The sequence below is a fragment of the Providencia alcalifaciens genome, from assembly GCF_915403165.1.
Lineage (GTDB): Bacteria > Pseudomonadota > Gammaproteobacteria > Enterobacterales > Enterobacteriaceae > Providencia > Providencia alcalifaciens_C.
Genome location: NZ_OU659204.1, coordinates 3,596,884 through 3,617,889, shown reverse-complemented (window position 1 = coordinate 3,617,889; position 21,006 = coordinate 3,596,884). Strand labels below are relative to the sequence as shown.

Genomic DNA, 21,006 nt, shown 5'->3' with positions numbered 1-21,006 from the left:
AATAATTAAAAACCCCAGGTCACTGGGGTTTTTTACGTTAAGGAAAAATAATCATGCATATTAAAGCCCGAGGTCGCCTCCTTGACTTATCCACTCCTCAAGTGATGGGGATTTTGAATGTTACTCCTGATTCATTCTCAGATGGTGGCACCCATAATCGTTATCATGATGCTCTAGACCATGTTGCCAAAATGGTACAAGAAGGGGCAACAATTATTGATATCGGCGGTGAGTCAACCCGACCGGGTGCCGCTGAGGTTTCTATCAGTGAAGAACTCGACCGTGTTGTGCCTGTTGTAGAAGCGATTGCAAAACGTTTTGATGTTTGGATCTCTGTAGACACGTCAAAAGCCCAAGTAATGGATGAGGCAGCCAAAGCTGGGATGCATATTATCAATGATATCCGCTCGTTACATGAAGAAGGCTCCCTTGCAGTAGCTGCAAAACTGGGATTGCCAGTCTGCATTATGCACATGCAAGGTCAACCAAGAACCATGCAAGATGCACCAGATTATGCGGATGTGGTTAAAGATGTTAAAGAGTATTTGGCTCGAGAGATTGAGCGTTGCATGAAGGCGGGAATTGATAAACAGCAAATAATCCTCGATCCAGGCTTTGGTTTTGGTAAGAACCTGTCGCATAATTACCAGTTACTAGCGCATTTAGATCAATTTCATGATTTCGGACTACCGCTCTTGGCAGGATTGTCGCGAAAATCTATGATTGGACAATTATTAAATGTTCCACCTCAAGAACGTCTAGCGGGTAGCTTAGCGTGCGCCACGATTGCAGCAATGCAAGGGGCTCAGATTATCCGAGTTCATGATGTGAAAGAGACAGTACAAGCAATGCAAGTCGTTCAGATGACTCTGTCAGAAAAGGAAAAATTAGCGTATGAGTAACCGTAAATATTTTGGTACTGATGGTATCCGTGGCAAAGTGGGCGATAGCCCAATTACGCCTGATTTTGTTTTAAAATTAGGCTGGGCAGCGGGTAAAGTACTGGCTCGTCACGGCTCACGTAAAATTATCATTGGTAAAGATACGCGTATTTCTGGCTACATGCTGGAATCTTCATTAGAAGCTGGCTTAGCTGCAGCAGGGTTATCTGCTTCCTTCACCGGTCCAATGCCAACGCCAGCAGTGGCTTACCTAACTCGCACTTTCCGCGCAGAAGCTGGGATCGTCATTTCAGCTTCCCATAATCCTTACTATGATAATGGGATCAAATTCTTCTCCATCGATGGAACTAAACTGCCTGACGAAGTTGAAGAAGCCATTGAAGCGGAAATGGAAAAACCAATTACGTGCGTTGAATCCGCGGAATTAGGGCGCGCAAACCGCATCGTTGATGCCGCAGGGCGCTACATTGAATTCTGTAAAGGGACATTCCCGAACGAACAGAGCTTAAGCAGCCTCAAAGTTGTCTTAGACTGCGCGAATGGTGCAACTTACCATATCGCACCTAGCGTCTTTAGCGAATTAGGCGCTCAAATCATCACTATGGGTTGCGATCCTAACGGGATCAACATCAACGAAGAGTGTGGTGCAACCGATGTTCGTAAGCTACAAGAGCGTGTATTAGCTGAAAAAGCGGATGTAGGTTTAGCATTTGATGGTGACGGCGACCGTATCATCATGGTCGATCATCAAGGTAATAAAGTCGATGGCGACCAAATTCTGTATATCATTGCTCGTGAAGCACTGCGTCAAGGCCAATTGAAAGGTGGCGTCGTGGGGACTCTAATGAGTAATATGGGGTTAGAAATTGCGCTGAAACAGCTGGGTATTCCATTTGAACGTGCGAAAGTGGGTGACCGTTATGTGCTAGAAAAGCTGCAAGAAAAAGGCTGGCGCATGGGTGCTGAAAACTCAGGTCATGTGATTTTATTAGATAAAACCACAACCGGTGACGGTATTGTTGCGGGTCTGCAAGTACTGAGTGCAATGGTGCGTAATCATATGAGTCTGCACGATTTATGCAGTGGTATGAAGCTTCTACCTCAAATTCTGGTCAACGTACGCTTTAAAGGCAAACACGATCCTCTGCAAAGTGATGCAGTCATTGCGGCAAATGAGCAAGTGGAAAAAGAGTTAGCCGGAAAAGGTCGCGTATTGCTAAGAAAATCAGGTACTGAACCACTGATTCGTGTCATGGTTGAAGGTGAAAACGAAGAAACAGTCACCGAAATGGCGAACCGTATTGCTGATGCCGTTAAAGCGGCAGGTTAACGCCTTACATTCTCCCTTTAGCGGATAAAAATCAGCTGGAGGGAGGCTAATAACTGAGTTGAGCATTATTTCGATAGTTTGCTGTTTTTTTCTTCAAATAGTTAAATGAAATCAAAATAGACTTGCTTGTCGGCTCAGCTTTGGTTAGTATTCGCACCTGCTCAATTCTGTAATAATGTTTTGAGTAGGTGTGCAGTATAAGGGTCATAGCATAGGCTATGCGCCGTAACTGAATAGGTAACTCAAATGTATATAGCTCTTTTAGTTGTTTTCTTGCTCGCGGCTATCGGCCTAGTTGGTCTGGTCATGTTACAGCAAGGTAAAGGTGCTGACATGGGTGCATCATTCGGTGCGGGCGCTTCTGCAACACTGTTTGGTTCATCGGGTTCAGGTAACTTCATGACCCGTATGACTGGAATCTTGGCTGCTGTGTTTTTCATCATCAGTTTAATTCTTGGCAACATGACTGCCAATAAATATGGAACTGGTGCAGGTAGTAAGTGGGAAAACATTAGCGAACCGGCAAAAGTCGAGCAACCAACAGACGTTCCGGCAGCACCAGCAACACCAACGAGCGATATTCCTCGTTAAGTGTTACAGATTCCGAATGATGACTTTATGTCTTCATTAGAAGCAAAGTAGTAAGAAGTTAAAAATTTGAGGTTATTGATTATTAAATTAGTAACCTCACCTCAGTGCCGAGGTGGTGAAATTGGTATACACGCTACCTTGAGGTGGTAGTGCCTACAAAACGGGCGTACGGGTTCAAGTCCCGTCCTCGGCACCATTATTTTAGACGACTTGTGAACTCACAATAGTCAGTGTAAAATAGTCACGTTTCGAACGCGGGATGGAGCAGCATGGTAGCTCGTCGGGCTCATAACCCGAAGGTCGTTGGTTCAAATCCAGCTCCCGCAACCATTTCTCTTAGTCATACATATCTTGTCGCAACAATATCAGATATCGTTATCGTAATTTCTCATCGATTTATCTAGATTTTCAAGGTATACTAAGAGCACGGTAAACCCATGTACTATGGGTCCAGTTACAAAAGCCCCGAATTTCGGGGTTTTTTGTTATTTGACAATCGAATTAACTGGGCTTTATGCCCTTTTTTTATGTCTGGGGGTGGGCTTGTCCACATTAGAGCAAAAATTAACAGAGATGGTTTCTGCACCAGTGGAAGCACTAGGCTTTGAATTTGTAGGCTTAGAATTTGTTCGCGGGCGCACGTCGACACTGCGTATTTTCATTGATAGTGAAGAAGGCATCACTGTTGATGACTGTGCTGATGTCAGCCATCAAGTAAGCGCAGTATTGGATGTCGAAGATCCAATTTCTGTGATTTATAACCTTGAAATATCGTCACCGGGTATGGAACGCCCACTATTCACCATTGCTCATTATGAGCGTTTCATGGGTGAAGAAGTGGCTCTGTTACTGCGTATCGCGATGCAGAACCGTCGTAGATGGCAAGGTATTATCAAAGCCGTTGATGGTGAAATGATTACGGTTACTGTAGATGGTAAGGATGAGGTGTTCGCCCTCGGCAACATCCAGAAAGCTAACTTGGTACCACACTTTTAATTAAGTTCAATGAGGCAACTAGGATGAACAAAGAAATTCTGGCTGTTGTTGAAGCGGTTTCTAACGAAAAATCCCTCCCTCGTGAAAAAATCTTCGAGGCTCTGGAAACTGCGCTGGCGACAGCAACCAAAAAGAAATATGAGCAAGAGATTGATGTTCGCGTAGAAATCGACCGTAAATCCGGTGATTTTGATACTTTCCGTCGTTGGGTGATTGTTGACGAAGTCACAATGCCAACTCGTGAAATTACACTGGAAGCTGCGCAATATGAAGATCCTGCACTGCAGTTAGGCGAATACGTAGAAGACCAAATCGAATCTGTTGTATTTGACCGTATTACTACGCAAACCGCGAAGCAAGTTATCGTACAAAAAGTACGTGAAGCTGAGCGTGCGATGGTGGTTGACCAATTCCGTGAGCAACAAGGTGAAATCATCACTGCTCAGGTTAAAAAAGTTAACCGTGAAAACATTACCTTAGATTTAGGTAATAACGCAGAAGCTGTGATCCTGCGCGAAGATATGCTACCACGCGAAAACTTCCGTCCAGGTGACCGTATTCGCGGCGTACTGTATGATGTTCGTCCTGAAGCACGCGGCGCACAGCTTTTTGTCACTCGTTCTCGTCCAGAGATGCTGATTGAATTATTCCGCATCGAAGTACCAGAAATTGGCGAAGAGATCATTGAGATCAAAGCAGCAGCTCGCGATCCAGGTTCTCGCGCAAAAATCGCAGTAAAAACTAACGACAAACGTATCGACCCAGTTGGTGCTTGTGTTGGTATGCGCGGTGCTCGAGTTCAAGCTGTCTCTAGTGAGTTAGGCGGCGAGAGAATCGACATTGTGTTATGGGATGATAACCCAGCACAATTCGTTATTAATGCTATGGCTCCGGCTGATGTGGCATCTATCGTGGTTGATGAAGATAACTGTACGATGGATGTTGCCGTTGAAAGCAGCAACTTAGCGCAAGCAATTGGACGTAATGGACAAAACGTTCGCTTAGCGGCTCAGTTACTGAAAATCCATCGTGGTGATGACAAGTGGGAACTGAATGTCATGACTGCGGAAGAGCTGAATGCAAAACATCAGGCGGAAGCACACGCTTCTATTGAAACATTCACTAAGCATCTAGATATTGATGAAGAGTTTGCTACAACACTTGTTGAAGAAGGCTTCTCTACATTAGAAGAACTGGCTTACGTGCCTATTAAAGAACTTCTGGAAATTGACGGTCTTGATGAAGAAACCGTTGAAGTTCTACGTGAAAGAGCAAAAGCTGCCCTCACCACAATTGAACTAGCTCAAAAAGAGAGCTTGGGTGATAATCAGCCAGCAGAAGATTTATTGAATCTTGATGGTATGGATCGTACTCTAGCCTATAATTTGGCTACTCACGGTATCTGTACACTGGAAGATCTTGCTGAGCAGGGCATCGACGACCTGATTGATATCGAAGGTCTGAATAATGAGAAGGCAGGCGAACTCATTATGGCAGCACGTAATATTTGCTGGTTCGGAAACGATGCGTAAACACTGTAGCAGGAAGGAACGGCATGACAGAAACTGTAAAATCACTGGCAACGGAAATTCAAACCACAGTTGAACGCCTGGTACAGCAATTTGCTGAAGCAGGGATCACTAAAGGTGCGAATGACTCTGTTAGCCAGACTGAAAAAGAAACTTTACTGAACCACTTAAACCGTGAACAAGGCGGTGCAGCGGGGCAGCCAAGTAAGTTAACATTGCAGCGTAAAACTCGTAGTACGCTGAGTGTTCCAGTCACCGGTGGCAAAAGCAAATCGGTAAATGTTGAAGTCCGCAAAAAACGCACTTATGTGAACCGCGACGCTGAAGAAGCGCAAGCGGAAGAGCAGGCGCAGCGTGAAGCGGAAGAGCAGGCACAGCGCGAAGCTGAGGAACTGGCAAAACGTGATGCAGAAGCGAAACGTGCAGCAGAAGACGCTGCAAAACGTGACGCGGCAGCTAACTCAAAACGTGAAGCCGAAGAGAAAGCAAAACGTGAAGCAGCTGATAAAGCTACGCGCGAAGTAGCGGAAAGAGAAAAAGTGAAACAAAGCGAAAATCAAAAACCAAGCAAAGCGGCGACAGAAAGTAACGCTGACAAACAGCGTCTTGAAGCCGAAGCTGCTGAACTGAAACGCAAAGCGGAAGAAGAAACTCAACGTAAAGTTGAAGCTGATGCGCGCCGTGTTGCTGAAGAAGCCCGTAAAATGGCTGAAGAGAACGGTGAGAAATGGACGGCTGAAACTAAAACTGAAGAAGACAGCGACTATCACACTACAACGTCTACCCATGCTCGTGCAGCAGAAGACGAAAGTGATGAGAAAGAAGAAGGCCGTCGTTCACGTAACCGTACAGCGAAAGCTCCACGTCAGAAAAAAGGCAATAAATTGTCTGAAAAAGCTGATCGTGAAGAAGAGCGTGCTGCGGGTCGTTCAGGTCGTTCTAAAGGTAAGCAACGTAAAGGTAGTTCTTTACAACAAAGCTTTACCAAGCCTGCTGTTGCGGTAAACCGTGACGTAGTGATTGGCGAAACCATTACTGTTGGCGAACTGGCTAACAAAATGGCGGTTAAAGGCTCCCAAGTCATCAAAACGATGATGAAAATGGGTGCAATGGCAACCATTAACCAAGTGATTGACCAAGAAACTGCACAGTTAGTTGCAGAAGAAATGGGACACAAAGTTATTCTGCGTCGTGAGAATGAGTTAGAAGAATCGGTGATGAATGACCGTGACACTGGCTCAGCGGTGAAAGAGCCTCGTGCTCCTGTCGTGACCATCATGGGTCACGTTGACCACGGTAAAACCTCTTTACTGGACTACATTCGTTCAACGAAAGTAGCGTCAGGCGAAGCGGGTGGTATTACTCAGCACATCGGTGCATATCACGTCCAAACTGACAAAGGTATGATTACCTTCTTAGACACCCCAGGTCACGCCGCGTTTACATCAATGCGTGCTCGTGGTGCTCAGGCAACGGATATCGTTGTTCTGGTTGTTGCTGCGGATGATGGTGTTATGCCACAAACAATCGAAGCTATCCAGCATGCGAAAGCTGCGGGTGTGCCAGTTGTTGTTGCTGTGAACAAAATGGATAAACCAGAAGCTGACCCAGATCGCGTTAGAAATGAGCTGTCTCAGTACGGTATTATTTCTGAAGAGTGGGGCGGTGAAACGCAGTTTATCGGTGTATCTGCAAAAGTAGGTACCGGTATCGATGAACTGTTAGATGCTATCTTGCTGCAAGCTGAAGTTTTAGAACTGAAAGCAGTATATGCAGGTATGGCAAGCGGTGTTGTTGTTGAATCTTACTTGGACAAAGGTCGTGGCCCAGTAGCTACTATCCTGGTTCAAGAAGGTACATTGAACAAAGGTGACATCGTTCTGTGTGGATTTGAATATGGCCGTATTCGTGCAATGCGTAACGAATTAGGTAAAGAAGTTCAATCTGCCGGCCCTTCAATTCCAGTTGAGATCCTGGGTCTGTCCAGCGTTCCTTCTGCGGGTGATGAAGCGACAGTTGTTCGTGATGAGAAAAAAGCGCGTGAAGTTGCTCTGTATCGTCAAGGTAAATTCCGTGATGTGAAATTAGCTCGCCAGCAGAAATCTAAACTGGAAAACATGTTTGCTAACATGGAAGAAGGTAAAGTTTCTGAACTGAATATCGTACTGAAAACTGACGTTCAAGGTACCTGTGAAGCTATCACTGAGTCTCTGATGAAACTGTCAACTGATGAAGTTAAAATCAAAATCATCGGTTCTGGCGTGGGCGGTATCACTGAAACTGATGCAACTCTGGCTGCAGCTTCTAATGCGATCATTCTTGGCTTTAACGTCCGTGCCGATGCATCTGCTCGTCGCGTAGTTGAAAGCGAAAGCGTTGATTTACGCTACTACTCCGTCATCTATAGCCTGATTGATGAAATCAAACAAGCGATGAGCGGTATGTTGGCACCTGAATACAAACAGCAAATCATGGGTCTTGCAGAAGTCCGTGATGTGTTCAAATCACCGAAATTTGGTGCAGTTGCTGGTTGTATGGTTACAGAAGGTACCATCAAGCGTAATAACCCAATCCGCGTTCTGCGTGATAACGTGGTTATCTACGAAGGTGAGCTGGAATCACTGCGTCGCTTTAAAGATGACGTTAGCGAAGTTCGTAACGGTATGGAATGTGGTATCGGTGTTAAGAACTACAACGATGTCCGTGTCGGCGATATGATCGAAGTCTTTGAAATTATCGAAGTTAAACGTTCAATCGACGGTTAATTTTGTGAGTACCCACGAAGTATCGTGGTGACAAAATAGTATTAGTGAGGGGGCTATTGCCCCCTTTATTGTCAGGAGATTAACGATGGCAAAAGAATTCAGTCGTTCTCAGCGCGTAGCCCAAGAAATGCAAAAAGAAATTGCGATTATCTTGCAGCGCGAAATCAAAGACCCCCGTATTGGTATGGCAACCGTTTCTGGCGTAGAGCTGTCACGGGATCTGGCATACGGTAAAGTCTTCGTCACTTTCTTCAATTTTGCGAATGAAAAAAGTGAAGAAGAAATGGTTGCAGACGGCATTAAAGCATTAAATGAAGCGTCAGGCTTCATTCGTTCATTACTGGGGAAAGCAATGCGTTTACGTATTATTCCTGAGTTAACGTTTGAATATGACAACTCATTAGTTGATGGTATGCGTATGTCTAACTTAGTATCGAACGTTATTCGTAATGATGAAGAGCGTCGTGTAGGTACAGATAGTAAAGAGGAAAAATAATGGGGCGTCGTCGTAGCGGGCGCAATATTGACGGCGTTGTGCTGTTAGATAAGCCTACCGATATTTCCTCAAACGATGCGCTGCAAAAAGTGCGGCGCTTTTTCAACGCGAATAAAGCCGGGCATACGGGGGCACTTGACCCACTGGCGACAGGCATGTTGCCAGTCTGCCTTGGTGAAGCGACGAAATTTTCACAGTTTCTACTCGATTCAGATAAGCGTTATCGGGTGATTGCACGCCTTGGACAGCGAACGGACACTTCCGATTCTCATGGCGAAATCATTAGTGAACGCGATATCACTTTTACTGCACAGCAACTTGAAGAGGCCCTCGAATATTTTCGTGGTGATACCCTGCAAGTTCCTTCCATGTATTCAGCGCTGAAACACCAAGGGCGTCCATTGTATGAATACGCACGTAAAGGTATTACGGTAGAGCGTGAAGCACGTCCAATTACAGTGTATGAACTTCAGTTTATTCGTTGGGATAACAACGAATTAGAACTGGAAATTCACTGTTCTAAAGGTACCTATATTCGGACTATTATTGACGATTTAGGTGAAATGTTAGGATGTGGCGCACATGTGACTTATCTGCGTCGTGTACAAGTGGCAAATTATCCTTACGATCGCATGGTCACGTTGGAACAATTAGCTGCTTTACGGGCAAAAGTAGACGCGGGAGAAGGTTCATTTGAATCGTTACTTGACTCCTTGCTCTTGCCAATGGATACCGCAGTGGTTCATTTTCCTGCAGTGAATATTACTGAGGAAACAGCCGCGTATTTTAAACAGGGTCAACCTGTGTGCGGTGATGTGAAAGGCCTAGCAGAAGGCGATATGATCCGCGTCACTTGTGGTTCAGAGCAGCGGTTTATCGGTATAGCTCTGATTAGTGAAGATGGACGTATTGCACCGAAGCGTTTGGTCGTTGAAAATGAGCCGTCCGCATAATGGCGCTTATTGCTTTGCTGTTCTAAGCAGCGTAGAATGACGGCGCTAAATCTTGAGATGCTAAATTAGAGATTGGCTCTCATCACTTAAATTTATATTATTTTGGAGTTTATTATGTCTCTAAGTACTGAAGCGAAAGCGAAGATCGTTGCTGAATTCGGCCGCGGTGAAAATGACACGGGTTCAAGCGAAGTTCAAATCGCTCTGCTGACAGCTCAAATCAATCACCTGCAAGGTCACTTCTCCGAGCACAAAAAAGATCACCACAGCCGTCGTGGTCTGCTGCGCATGGTTGCTCAGCGTCGTCGTTTACAAGCTTACCTGAAAGGTAAAGATATCGCACGTTACACAGCGCTGATCGAGCGTCTGGGTCTGCGTCGTTAATCTTGTCAGTTTCAGAGGAAAGGGGCCAAATGGCCCCTTTTCTTCTAAAAGTTAGCTGAAAGTAAAAGTTAGCTGAAAGTTGAAGTAATACTCGAATTATACTTAACTAAAATGTTAAGCTATTATCGATAATTGACTGTTTTAATTAAAACCACTTAAAACTACATCCGAATTCGCGCGGCTAATGAGAGAATTGATGATTGGAATATCAATCCTCTCATTAGTCGCGAGGCTGTAGTCAGAAAATAAACCATGCTACTTGAGAATCTCTCGTAGCCTTACAAAAAGGGTAATATTTTGTTAAATCCTATTGTTCGTAAGTTCCAGTATGGCCAGCATACCGTAACATTAGAAACAGGCATGATCGCACGCCAAGCAACGGCTGCGGTGATGGTAAACATGGATGACACCGCAGTATTCGTGACTGCTGTGGCAAAAACTAAAGTGAAAGAGGGTCAAGACTTTTTCCCTTTAACGGTTAACTACCAAGAGCGTACTTACGCTGCTGGTCGTATCCCAGGTAGCTTCTTCCGTCGTGAAGGCCGTCCTGGTGAAGGCGAAACCTTAATTGCTCGTCTGATTGACCGTCCATTACGTCCTCTGTTCCCAGAAAGCTTCCTGAACGAAATCCAAATCATTGCTACTGTTGTGTCTGTTAACCCACAAGTTAACCCAGATATCGTTGCGATGATCGGTGCATCTGCTGCACTGGCACTGTCTGGTGTTCCATTCAATGGTCCTATCGGTGCTGCACGTGTTGGTTTTATCAATGACCAATATGTTCTGAACCCAACTGCTGATGAATTAAAATCAAGCCGTCTGGATTTAGTGGTTGCAGGTACTGACAGCGCAGTATTAATGGTTGAGTCAGAAGCTGAACTGTTAAGTGAAGAGCAAATGCTGGGTGCTGTAGTGTTCGGTCACGATCAACAACAAGTTGTTATCCAAAACATCAATGACTTAGTGAAAGAAGCCGGTAAAGCGAAATGGGATTGGCAGCCAGAGCCAGTTAACCAAGCGCTGAAAGATAGTATTGCTGCATTGGCTGAAGGCCGTATGGGCGACGCTTACCGCATCACTGAAAAACAAGAGCGTTATGCTCAAGTTGACCTGATCAAAGAAGAAGTGACAGCAGCTCTGCTTGCTGAAGACGAAAACGTTGATCTGTCTGAAGTTTCAGATATCCTTGCTCACTTAGAAAAACAAGTTGTTCGTAGCCGTGTTATCCGTGGTGAGCCACGTATCGATGGTCGTGAGAAAGACATGGTTCGTGCGCTGGACGTTCGTACTGGTGTTCTGCCACGTACTCACGGTTCTGCACTGTTCACCCGTGGTGAAACTCAGGCACTGGTTACTGCAACATTAGGTACTGAGCGTGATGCACAGGTTATCGACCAAATAATGGGCGAATACACTGACCGCTTCTTATTCCACTACAACTTCCCTCCGTACTCTGTTGGTGAAACAGGCATGGTTGGTTCACCTAAACGTCGTGAAATTGGTCACGGTCGCTTAGCGAAACGTGGTGTATTAGCTGTTATGCCTTCACACACTGAGTTCCCATACACAGTACGTGTTGTTTCTGAAATCACGGAATCTAACGGTTCTTCTTCAATGGCGTCTGTATGTGGTGCGTCTCTGGCTCTGATGGATGCTGGTGTACCAATTAAAGCAGCTGTTGCGGGTATCGCGATGGGTCTGGTGAAAGAAGGCGATGATTTCGTTGTCCTGTCTGACATCTTAGGTGACGAAGACCACTTAGGTGATATGGACTTTAAAGTAGCGGGTAGCCGTGACGGTATCAGCGCACTGCAAATGGATATCAAAATCGAAGGTATCACTCGCGAAATCATGCAAGTGGCTCTGAACCAAGCTAAAGGTGCGCGCCTGCATATCCTTGGCACAATGGAACAAGCTATCAATGGTCCACGTGAAGAGATCTCCGAGTTCGCTCCACGTATTTACACCATCCGTATCAACCCAGACAAGATCAAAGATGTCATCGGTAAAGGTGGTTCTGTTATCCGTGCATTAACGGAAGAAACAGGCACAACTATCGAAATCGAAGATGACGGTACTGTGAAGATCGCAGCAACTGATGGCCTGAAAGCGAAAGAAGCAATTCGTCGCATCGAAGACATCACTGCAGAAGTTGAAGTGAACCGTATTTACCAAGGTAAAGTGACTCGTATCGTTGATTTCGGTGCATTCGTTGCTATCGGCGGCGGTAAAGAAGGTCTGGTTCACATTTCTCAAATTGCTGACAAGCGTGTAGAGAAAGTGACTGACTACCTGCAAATGGGTCAAGAAGTTCCTGTTAAGGTGTTAGAAATCGACCGTCAAGGCCGTATTCGCCTGAGCATGAAAGAAGCTGTTGCTGGCGAAGAAGCTCCAGCACAGCAGGAATCAGCAGAATAAGCTGACCGAAAGTGTAGCGCCTGATAAACTTAGGCGCTATCAGCCTAAATTTGCTGACTAGTGGTAATGTAAGGGCGTAGTATGCAGAACTGTATTAACTTTCGTTTTCTCGATAGCCGCACCTTTGTTCGTGTGCTATCCGCGTTCATCTTTTTTATTATTATTGGATGTAGTAATAAAGATTGGCGTAAAAACGAGGTTTTTGCAGTTCCATTGCAGCCTTCATTACAACAAGAAGTGATTTTGGCTCGTATGGAACAAATCCTTGCGAGCCGATCTTTGACCGATGATGAGTACGCGCAGCTTTTATATGAGCGCGGAGTACTGTATGATAGTCTCGGTTTAAGGGCGCTGGCACGTAATGATTTTTCAACCGCGTTGTCAATCCGTCCAGATATTCCTGAAATCTTTAACTTTTTAGGAATATATTTTACGCAGGCTGGCAACTATGATGCCGCCTATGAAGCGTTTGATTCTGTTTTAGAGCTTGATCCAACTTACAATTTCGCGCGAATGAATCGTGGCATCGCATTATATTACGGTGGACGATACAAATTAGCGCAGGATGATCTGCTGGCGTATTATCAGATAGATCCAAATGATCCTTTTCGTACTCTGTGGCTTTATCTCGTAGAAAAAGACATAGATCCGCGTATGGCACAAGACAATCTTGCTGCCCGCTACAACCAAGCGGAGAAAGGGCAATGGGGCTGGAATATCGTAGAATTCTATCTTGGCAATATCAATGAAACGACATTGATGGAGCGTTTGAAAGAGACATCTACGGATAACACTTCGCTCGCTGAGCATCTCAGTGAAACTAACTTCTATTTAGGTAAGCATTACCTAAGTCTGGGGGATAAGGATAGCGCAACTGCGTTATTCAAACTGACGGTAGCTAACAACGCACACAGCTTTGTTGAGCACCGCTACGCATTGTTGGAATTGGCGCTGTTAGGCCAAGAACAAGACGACCTATTAGAATCGGGCCAGCAATAGCTGACGAACATTTCTCTATTCATTTTTAAGCCATCATCCACCCGGGTGAGGGTTTATTTGTTCGTTTAATAACACAATTTGAGCCAGTTCACATTTTAAATGATAATGACCGAAATGATTTTCGCTCCGTTATGTAAACTGGCCGCCACTAAGTATGAGGCACCTTTACATGACGACTGAGACCGATATGTCTTTTGCTGATCTAGGTTTATCAGCATCTATTTTGAACGCACTAAGCGACCTGGGATACGAAAAACCATCTCCAATCCAACAGCAATGTATTCCATTGTTATTGGATGGTAATGATGTATTAGGTATGGCACAAACTGGTAGTGGTAAAACCGCTGCATTTGGTTTGCCATTACTGCATAACATCGACCCTGATTTAAAAGCACCACAAATTTTAGTACTGGCACCGACTCGTGAGTTAGCGGTGCAAGTTGCTGAAGCACTGAGCGATTTCTCTAAACACATGAACCGTGTCAACGTGGTTGCCTTATATGGCGGTCAACGTTATGACGTTCAACTTCGCGCATTACGCCAAGGACCACAAGTGGTTGTTGGTACACCGGGTCGTCTTCTAGACCACCTGAAACGTGGTACTTTAGATCTTTCTAAATTGAAAGGCTTAGTATTAGACGAAGCTGATGAAATGCTGCGTATGGGCTTCATCGATGATGTTGAAAACATCATGAGCCAAATTCCAGCACAACACCAAACTGCGCTGTTCTCGGCAACAATGCCAGAGCCAATCCGTCGTATTACTCGTCGCTTTATGAAAGATCCTAAAGAGATCCGCATTCAGTCGAGCATTACTACACGTCCAGATATCGCTCAAAGCTACTGGACTGTCAGCGGAATGCGCAAAAATGAAGCGTTAGTTCGTTTCTTAGAATCAGAAGATTTTGATGCGGCGATTATTTTCGTTCGTACCAAAAACGCAACTTTAGAAGTTGCTGAAGCCCTTGAGCGTAATGGCTACAACAGTGCGGCACTGAACGGTGATATGAACCAAGCACTGCGTGAGCAAACATTAGAGCGCTTAAAAGATGGCCGCTTAGATATCCTGATTGCAACTGACGTTGCAGCGCGTGGTCTGGATGTTGAGCGTATCAGCTTAGTGGTTAACTATGACATCCCAATGGATGCAGAATCTTATGTTCACCGTATCGGTCGTACCGGTCGTGCGGGTCGTGCGGGTCGTGCATTACTGTTCGTTGAGAACCGTGAACGTCGTTTACTGCGCAACGTTGAACGTACGATGAAGCTGACTATCCCTGAAGTTGACCTGCCAAATGCTGACGTATTAAGCCAGCGTCGTCAGGCGAAATTTGCTGAGCAAATTCAACAGCAATTAGAAAGCAGCGACTTAGATCAGTACCGTTCACTGTTAGCGAAAATGTCTCCATCTGAAGATGTGGATATGGAAACCTTAGCAGCGGCACTACTGAAAATGGCTCAAGGCGAACGCGCTCTGATCCTGCCTCCAGATGCACCGCGTCGTCCGCGTCGTGAATTCAACGACCGTGATGATCGTCGTGGCGACCGTCGTGACCGTAACGACCGCAACAGCAACGGCAACGGTTTTGACCGTGCAGAGCGCGGCGATCGTGGTGAGCGTCGTGAGCGTCGTGATGTTGGCGATATGGAAATGTACCGTATCGAAGTGGGCCGTGATGACGGTGTTGAAGTTCGTCATATCGTTGGTGCGATTGCGAACGAAGCAGACATCAGCAGCCGCTACATTGGTAACATCAAGCTGTTTGGTACTCACTCAACTATCGAGCTACCAAAAGGTATGCCTAGCGAAGTGTTAACTCACTTAAGCCGTGCACGTGTACTGAACAAACCAATGCAAATGCAACTGATCGGTGATGCTCAACCATTTGAGCGTCGTGGCGGTGGCGAACGTCGTGGTGGTCCACGTCGTGAAGGCGGCAGCGAAGCTGGTTTCGGTGCGGGTCGTCGTAATGACCGTGGTGGTGACCGTGATGGTCGTCGTAGCGGTGGTGATCGCGAAGGCTTCAGTGGTAACCGCCGTGGTGGAAACCGTGATGGTGGCAACCGCGATGGTGGCAACCGTGACCGTGGTAATTCTGCACCGCGCCAAGATGGCACTAATGCAGCGCCACGTCGTCGTAGCAGCAGTCACAACGCATAATTGCGCTATCCAGCCACGTTAACGTGGCTGAGATAAACACAAAAGACCCGCATATATACGCGGGTCTTTTTATTTATTTTTATTTTATTGGTGCGATGACGTGTGGCACTTTTCCTTCTGAAATATAAGGCTCACATAAATCCAGATTTTTTTAGCTCTTTAATATTGAGGCTACGTACAGGACTATCGTTACTTAATCTTTGGTCTAGCTGCTTTATTTGCTGTATGTATGCGGGCTTCAATTCTGAAGGAATGCAGCGATATCCACCTTTAATATAATCTCTCACAATTTCAATTTTGATATTTTTATCCAGTGAAATTAGGTTCTCAGCCGTAAACATTAAACCAAAATCAACTGGCACAATTTTGTTATCTTCTGTGACCAAAAAGTTGGCAGGTTTGGCGTCAGCGATAAAAAAACCTTTTTCGTGAAGTTGTGCTATTCCATCGCGAATCTCAATAGCGGTTGGAACCTTACCTTCAATAAATGGCATTTTAATGGTGTTATTGATAATAACGGCATTAGGAACAGGATTATTGGATTTGAAATTATACAAGTTACACATACTAATTTCGTGTTGGGCGGCAATAGGATCAAATGTTTTAAATTTTTTGATAACGGAATCACCGGAACGGTAAACGCGTCCTCTTGCGCCATTTCCTATGGATTTCTCTCCATTTTCTTGATGTTTTTTCGTTTGAATTAATGTTTGTGCGTTTTCTTTCCAAACTGCCAATTTGTGATAAATGGCACAAGATTTTTTATTCGCAGTAATGCCTGATATTTGAGAGATGAATTGAGAAATGGCTTTTTGATTTGCCGATCTCGAAATTTGTTTATGTCCAAGAATATGGTCAATCTCTTGCACATTGAGTTGAAATTGGGAATTGATGATTTTCTGTAGTTTATCGAGTGTTTTTGAGGATAATTTATGGTTATCGCTTTTCTTACTGATAGCACTCTGAAGGGTATCCGTGCGTATATTTATTTTGTAGCTGGAAAACTGAACCATGTTCGTGTCTCTTAGATCGGTATAAAAATTGTTTACTTTGGCAGATATAAGAAAAACATATATAAAATAAATTATCTTTCATAAAACGATATAGTTAACGATTATGAATTGTGTAATCTACTGGGCGCATTGTGGATAGGGTATTTCTCAACTATTTGTGACTCAATAAATCTTTCGCTTCTCGCTGAGGCATAGGTAGTGGTGAGCGGCTTACCACCACTTTTTTCACTCGCTGATTAAATGCCCCATAAACAATTTCAGTAAATAGGCGCTCTTCCACCATATTCACCCCCCCTTCAATAATTTCGAGGGCTTGAACTAAAACACGATGTTTCGACGCAAAAGGGCGACGGACTTTCAGACCCATATCGCAGACCAACTGATACAGTACAAACTCGGCTTTAAAAAAATCCCCGACAACCATTCTCTGGGTTGAAAATTCACCCGTTGCACTATATTCCTCGTGGGTTTCAAGGTTTTTCAATGTCATCGAATTCGTTCGAATTTGCAGGTAAAAATCAGCCATAACCCTTTCTCCTGAATCACTCGTTAAATTAGCCCTAGCGCCTCTTTCAATGGTTTTAAATAGCGGCGGCTAACGGGAATGTGCTCACCTGAGCATAGCACCAATTCGGCTTGTCCATTATCCCCAAATAAAATCTCACTGAGCTGGGTCATATTCACTAAATATTGACGATGACAACGCACTAACGAGGTACGCATTTCTAATGTACGTAAGGTTAATTCGGTAAAGCCTTCTTGTCCTTGGGTGCTCATTACATACACGCCGCTCATGCGAGAAGTAACATATTGCACATCGTCTAATTTCATCAGATAAATACGGCTGTGTCCGGTACAAGGAATAAACTTGAGTGGCTCATTATTATCGAGAAGTTCGAGATTCTGTTTCTGTTTATTTTGGCGTAAACGGGCTAAAGTCTTTGCCAACCGTTCAGATTCAAGGGGTTTAAGTAGATAGTCGAAAGCATGCTCTTCGAAAGCTTGGATCGCAAACTCATTAAATGCCGTCAGAAAAACAATATGCGGGCGCTCTTCAGGATCGAGCATACGCACCATTTCTAATCCCGTTACTCGAGGCATTTGAATATCTAAAAACACCACATCAGGCTTTTTTTTGTGGATCAAACCGATGGCTTCAATGGCATTGGCACACTCGCCAATAATTTCGATATCGTCATGCTCCTCAAGTAAGCAGCGTACGTTTTCACGGGCTAGGGGTTCGTCATCAACGATCAATACATTCATAGCGTTATTATCATTTATTATGTGCAATGTAATTAAGTGGACATGTAGGGCAAGCGAATTTTCACGCGGGTGAATTTTTCAGGTTCATACTCCACGCCGATCCCATATTTTTCACCATATTTCAGGCGCAAGCGTTTATCGACTAAGCCCATCCCTAAGCCGTCAGATTGTCCACTTGGTTGGTATAAACCGGCATTATCTTCGATTTCAATATAGACATGTTCACAGCGAATATAACTACGTATTGTAATGTATCCGGTATGTAATAACTGTGAAGTGCCGTGTTTTATTGCATTTTCGACAATCGGTTGCAGTGTGAACGCGGGTAATTCTACCTGTTTCACCTCATCGGGGATGTCCAAGTGGATTTGCAAATTCTCTTGGAATCGAGCCTTTTCAATTTGCAGGTATGAATTGATATGCTCAATTTCTTCCCCTAATGTTGCATTCTGTTCTGGACGTTTTAAGTTATTGCGAAAGAAGGTAGAGATATACTGCACGAGCTGTCCTGCTTGCTGGCTATCTTTGCGGATCACTGCCTGTAATGTATTGAGCACATTAAAGAGAAAATGCGGGTTCACTTGTGCGTGAAGCAGTTTGACTTCCGATTGAAGTAAAGATTGCTTATTGCGCTCATATTGCCCCGCCAAAATTTGGGCAGAGAACAAGCTGGCAATTCCTTCCCCTAGCGTACGGTTGATGGAGCTAAAAAGGCTATTTTTTGCTTGGTATAATTTGATGGTTCCAATGACTCGTTGGTTTTCACCTCTAAGCGGGATGACGAGGGTGGAGCCTAGCTTGCATGAGGGGCTTAACGAGCATTTATACGGGGTTTCGTTACCATCGGCATAGACGACTTCATTATTATCAATAGCCTGCCTGGATTGAATCGATGAGATAGGCGTACCGGGAATGTGGTGATCGGAGCCTAGCCCGATAAAGGCGAGAATTTTTTCTCTATCCGTAATGGCCACCGCACCAATATCTAATTCTTGGTAAATAATTTTCGCCACTTTCATGCTGTTATCCGCATTGAAGCCTTTACGCAAAATACCTTCAGTGCATAGGGCGATCTTCAAGGCTTGAGCGGAGAATGCGGTGGTGTATTTCTCAACGATGGCGCGTCTATCCAGCAAGATACGGATAAACATGGCTGCCCCGATGGTATTGGCAATGATCATCGGCGCGGCAATATTTTTCACTAATTCATAAGCTTCATCGAATGGGCGGGCGATGAGTAAAATAATCAGCATCTGGATGATTTCAGCAAAAAAGGTGACGCAGCTAGCGGTAACAGGGTTAAAAATTTTATTAATTTCCCCACGCTTCATATAGTAACGATGTACCAGCCCACCAATTAAGCCTTCGACAATGGTCGAGATCATACAAGCAAAAGCGCTCATTCCACCCAAAGAGTACCGGTGAAGCCCACCTGTAAACCCAACAGCAAAACCCACCGCAGGGCCGCCTAACAATCCGCCAAGTACAGCACCAATAGCACGAGTGTTCGCTATAGAATCATTGATATGTAAACCAAAATAAGTACCAATAATGCAAAATACTGAGAAAATCAGGTAGCACATCACTTTATGAGGTAAGCGAATGGTCACCTTAAGAAGTGGGGTAACTAGCGGAGTGCGACTGAGTGCCCAAGCGATAACGAGGTAGACGCACATTTGTTGGAGTAATAGTAAAATCAGATCAAATTCGTACATGCTCGTCATATTTCACATTATGGGGGTGTTGACTACGTTCAGCTCCTCTAGTCACATACTTTTGTATGCTCCTAGAGTATCTTCTCTTGTCGCCTACCCACAATGTGAACTATTTAGAGCATGGCTCACTATGTTTCACATTATGGGGGGGTTGACTACGTTCAGCTACTTGGGTCACATACTTTTGTATGCTCCCCAAGATATCTTCTCTTGTCGCCTACCCATAATGTGAACTATTTAGAGCATGGCTCACTATATTTTACATTATGGGGGCTGCGCTTAGTGGGTTTAGCCATATACTTTCGGGGGATATTGTATCTTATTGGGCTGGTTAAGTAATCGTCATTTAATAATTAGCAAAACATCATTATTTGACATAAGCGCCAAAGCCCCTCAGACTAAAAAGACCGCTAAAGCGTGATTTTGCGCACAAATTTCTTAACGTTAGTGTTAATTTATTGTCATAATAAAAAAGTAGTTTCCTCCGTGATTATTCAAGGCCCACATACATAATGAAAAAAAGAACCATCATACTGATCTTGCTTATGCTGATCTTAATTGCTGCTGCGGCGCTTTTTCATTCCCATAATCAATTTTTATTATTGCAAGGGGAAGTGGACGCACCAGAAGTCATCGTGACTTCAAAAGCCAAAGGCAGAGTCATTGAACGCCATGTAGAACGCGGGGATGATGTGAAAAAAGGGCAGTTACTGATCACCTTAGAAAGCCCTGAGTTACAAGCCCAATACGCGGCATTGAAAGCGGCTAAGGACCAAGCTCAAGCTCAACTCGACCAATCCTTAAATGGGACTCGTGAAGAGACGCTGCGTGACCTACAAGCTGCGGTAGCTCAAGCAAATTCTCAATACCAAAATGCCTCTCGTGAATTTACCCGCTTAAATAATCTTTCAGGTAAAGGGTATGTCTCCGCGAATGAGCTAGATACTGCCCGTAAAGCGAAAGATGTTGCGTTCCAACAAGTCCAAAGTGCTAAGGCGCGTTTGGAAGAAGGTAAAAACGGCGATCGTATCGAGCAGCGTCAACAATATGAAGCGGCAGTGAACCAAGCGAAGCAAAAACTGGCTGAACTCCAAGTTCAACTGGATGATTTGCAAGTGAAAGCCCCTGTGGATGGTGAAGTCGGTCCAATCCCTGCGGAAATTGGTGAACTGTTCAATGCTGGTAGCCCATTAATCTCATTGATCAGCCTTCCTCAAGCCTATTTTGTTTATAACCTACGTGAAGACATTTTAGTGGGTGTGAAAAAAGGGGACAAAATTGAGCTGACGGTGCCTGCCTTAGGGGACAAAACCGTGGAAGCTGAAGTTCGTTATATTGCGCCGAAAGGGGATTACGCAACTAAACGAGCCACCCGTGCGACAGGGGATTTCGACCTGAAAACTTTTGAAGTTCGCTTGTATCCACAACAACCGATTGAAGGATTACGACCGGGGATGAGCGTCTTGTGGCACTGGGATAAATAACAGG

17 protein-coding genes and 2 tRNA genes are annotated in these 21,006 nt (G+C 44.7%); 15 read left to right on the top strand and 4 right to left on the bottom strand.

Annotation, left to right across the window (positions count from 1 at the left end; all coding sequences use genetic code 11):
* The first annotated feature begins 53 nt into the window (after positions 1 to 53).
* The 14 genes from folP to LDO73_RS16360 all read left to right on the top strand — a co-directional run bounded on the left by folP (position 54) and on the right by LDO73_RS16360 (position 15,524).
* On the top strand, positions 54 to 902 hold the full coding sequence (folP, locus tag LDO73_RS16425; protein WP_224059441.1) for a dihydropteroate synthase: 849 nt from the start codon (positions 54 to 56) through the stop codon (positions 900 to 902).
* Positions 895 to 2,232, top strand: a complete 1,338-nt coding sequence (gene glmM, locus LDO73_RS16420) for a phosphoglucosamine mutase (RefSeq protein WP_224059440.1) — start codon at positions 895 to 897, stop codon at positions 2,230 to 2,232. Before folP ends, glmM begins: the two co-directional genes overlap by 8 nt.
* Before the next feature lie 246 nt (positions 2,233 to 2,478).
* Complete coding sequence (gene secG, locus LDO73_RS16415; protein WP_224059439.1) at positions 2,479 to 2,823, top strand: preprotein translocase subunit SecG; 345 nt, start codon at positions 2,479 to 2,481, stop codon at positions 2,821 to 2,823.
* Positions 2,824 to 2,929: 106 nt separating this feature from the next.
* Positions 2,930 to 3,019, top strand: a tRNA-Leu gene (locus LDO73_RS16410).
* 57 nt (positions 3,020 to 3,076) lie between these two features.
* A tRNA-Met gene (locus tag LDO73_RS16405) sits at positions 3,077 to 3,153 on the top strand.
* A 213-nt stretch (positions 3,154 to 3,366) separates the two neighbouring features.
* A complete protein-coding gene (rimP, locus tag LDO73_RS16400) occupies positions 3,367 to 3,819 on the top strand; it encodes a ribosome maturation factor RimP (RefSeq protein ID WP_224059438.1) in 453 nt (150 codons plus the stop codon).
* 23 nt (positions 3,820 to 3,842) lie between these two features.
* Positions 3,843 to 5,351, top strand: coding sequence for a transcription termination factor NusA (gene nusA, locus LDO73_RS16395; RefSeq protein WP_224059437.1), 1,509 nt, complete (start codon positions 3,843 to 3,845; stop codon positions 5,349 to 5,351).
* Between the two features lie 23 nt (positions 5,352 to 5,374).
* Complete coding sequence (infB, locus tag LDO73_RS16390) at positions 5,375 to 8,113, top strand: translation initiation factor IF-2 (RefSeq protein WP_224059436.1); 2,739 nt, start codon at positions 5,375 to 5,377, stop codon at positions 8,111 to 8,113.
* A gap of 85 nt (positions 8,114 to 8,198) precedes the next feature.
* Complete coding sequence (gene rbfA / locus LDO73_RS16385) at positions 8,199 to 8,609, top strand: 30S ribosome-binding factor RbfA (RefSeq protein WP_224059435.1); 411 nt, start codon at positions 8,199 to 8,201, stop codon at positions 8,607 to 8,609.
* The gene (gene truB, locus LDO73_RS16380) at positions 8,609 to 9,562 is read left to right on the top strand and encodes a tRNA pseudouridine(55) synthase TruB (protein ID WP_224059434.1); all 954 of its coding nucleotides are present in this window, start codon (positions 8,609 to 8,611) and stop codon (positions 9,560 to 9,562) included. Before rbfA ends, truB begins: the two co-directional genes overlap by 1 nt.
* A 114-nt stretch (positions 9,563 to 9,676) precedes the next feature.
* Positions 9,677 to 9,946, top strand: coding sequence for a 30S ribosomal protein S15 (gene rpsO, locus LDO73_RS16375; protein ID WP_006814502.1), 270 nt, complete (start codon positions 9,677 to 9,679; stop codon positions 9,944 to 9,946).
* 297 nt (positions 9,947 to 10,243) lie between these two features.
* Entirely contained in the window at positions 10,244 to 12,364 is a 2,121-nt protein-coding gene (gene pnp / locus LDO73_RS16370) for a polyribonucleotide nucleotidyltransferase (RefSeq protein WP_224059433.1), read from the top strand.
* An 81-nt stretch (positions 12,365 to 12,445) separates the two neighbouring features.
* Positions 12,446 to 13,363, top strand: coding sequence for a lipoprotein NlpI (gene nlpI, locus LDO73_RS16365; protein WP_224059432.1), 918 nt, complete (start codon positions 12,446 to 12,448; stop codon positions 13,361 to 13,363).
* Between the two features lie 169 nt (positions 13,364 to 13,532).
* Positions 13,533 to 15,524 (top strand): DEAD/DEAH family ATP-dependent RNA helicase, encoded by a 1,992-nt coding sequence (locus LDO73_RS16360; RefSeq protein ID WP_224059431.1) that lies wholly within the window; start codon positions 13,533 to 13,535, stop codon positions 15,522 to 15,524.
* Positions 15,525 to 15,655: 131 nt separating this feature from the next.
* Here the strand turns inward: LDO73_RS16360 and LDO73_RS16355 are convergent, their stop codons facing one another.
* The 4 genes from LDO73_RS16355 to LDO73_RS16340 form a co-directional block, all read right to left on the bottom strand.
* A complete protein-coding gene (locus LDO73_RS16355) occupies positions 15,656 to 16,537 on the bottom strand; it encodes an AarF/UbiB family protein (protein WP_224059430.1) in 882 nt (293 codons plus the stop codon).
* 151 nt (positions 16,538 to 16,688) lie between these two features.
* Positions 16,689 to 17,063, bottom strand: coding sequence for a YjaA family stress response protein (locus LDO73_RS16350; RefSeq protein WP_224059429.1), 375 nt, complete (start codon positions 17,061 to 17,063; stop codon positions 16,689 to 16,691).
* Between the two features lie 23 nt (positions 17,064 to 17,086).
* On the bottom strand, positions 17,087 to 17,803 hold the full coding sequence (gene btsR / locus LDO73_RS16345) for a two-component system response regulator BtsR (RefSeq protein ID WP_224059428.1): 717 nt from the start codon (positions 17,801 to 17,803) through the stop codon (positions 17,087 to 17,089).
* A gap of 32 nt (positions 17,804 to 17,835) precedes the next feature.
* Positions 17,836 to 19,518: a sensor histidine kinase gene (locus tag LDO73_RS16340; RefSeq protein WP_224059427.1), complete on the bottom strand. Its 1,683-nt coding sequence runs from the start codon at positions 19,516 to 19,518 to the stop codon at positions 17,836 to 17,838.
* A gap of 512 nt (positions 19,519 to 20,030) precedes the next feature.
* Between LDO73_RS16340 and LDO73_RS16335 the strand changes: the two genes are divergently transcribed.
* The gene (locus LDO73_RS16335) at positions 20,031 to 21,002 is read left to right on the top strand and encodes an HlyD family secretion protein (protein WP_224059426.1); all 972 of its coding nucleotides are present in this window, start codon (positions 20,031 to 20,033) and stop codon (positions 21,000 to 21,002) included.
* The last annotated feature ends 4 nt before the right edge of the window (positions 21,003 to 21,006 follow it).